At 61.5% G+C, this 1,133-nt stretch carries 1 protein-coding gene; it reads right to left on the reverse strand.

The genetic code is table 11. From position 1 onward, the window contains the following. Positions 1 to 1,086 (reverse strand): IS630 family transposase, encoded by a 1,086-nt coding sequence (locus tag AC5Y7D_RS30850; RefSeq protein ID WP_499929977.1) that lies wholly within the window; start codon positions 1,084 to 1,086, stop codon positions 1 to 3. Positions 1,087 to 1,133 lie beyond the last annotated feature (47 nt).

Raw genomic sequence — 1,133 nt, forward strand, 5'->3', positions numbered from 1 at the left:
CTAGTGTTGTGAGTCGTTAATTCGTTTGCAGTAATTGCCGATGGATTCGAGGATTTGGTCGGCGGTTTTGGTCCAGACGTAGGGCCGCGGGTTGTTGTTCCAGGTGTGAATCCAGGCGCGGATGTCGGCATTGAGCTGGCGTACCGAGGTGTGAGTTCCGCGGCGTAGCTTCTTGGTGGTGAGCTCGGCGAACCAGCGTTCGACGAGATTGAGCCACGACGAGCTGGTCGGGGTGAAGTGCAGGACGAAGCGGGGATGGTTTGTCAGCCAACGCTTTACTGTTGGTGTCTTGTGGGTGGAGGCGTTGTCGAGCACGACGTGACAGTCCAGCTCGGCGGGCACGGCGGCGTCGATCTTCTTGAGGAACGCCAGGAACTCCTGGGCGCGGTGGCGGGAATGCAGTGACCCGATGACCTGGCCGGTGGTCAGGTCCAGCGCGGCATACAGGCTCGAGGTGCCGTGGCGCACGTAGTCGTGGCTGGCCCGCGCCGGGGTACCGGGCAGCATCGGGAATACCGGTTGGGTGCGGTTGAGGGCCTGGATCTGGGTCTTTTCATCCACGCACAGCACGACGGCCCGCTCGGGTGGATTGAGGTAAAGGCCGACGACGTCGCGGACCTTCTCTACGAACAGCGGATCCTTGGACAACTTCCACGAATCCTGTTTGTGTGGCGCCAATCCGAACGCCCGCCAGACGCGGGAGACCATCGACTGGCTCAACCCCAGATGATCAGCCATCGACCGCGTCGACCAATGGGTGGCATCCGGCGGCGACGTCTCCAATGTCGCGGTGATCAGATCCTTGATCTTCTCGTCGCCGACCACCCGCGGCCGGCCCGGACGAGGCTCATCAAGCAGACCGTCGAGGCGGTCCACCACGAACCGATTGCGCCACTTCGTCACCACCGACCGGGCGACCTTCAAGTCCGCAGCTATCCGGGTATTACTCGAATCACCCTCGCAGGCAAGGATGATTCGCGAACGCATCGCCAACGCCTGGGCACTCTTGGGCCTGCGTGCCCACGACTGCAATTGCTTACGCTCATCATCGGTCAACACCACGGGCACAGGAATCGGGCTCGGCACACCCTATTCTAACTTCTGACCGCGAATTAACGACTCACGACACTAGT

It is taken from the genome of Mycobacterium sp. NGS49, from assembly GCF_059812565.1.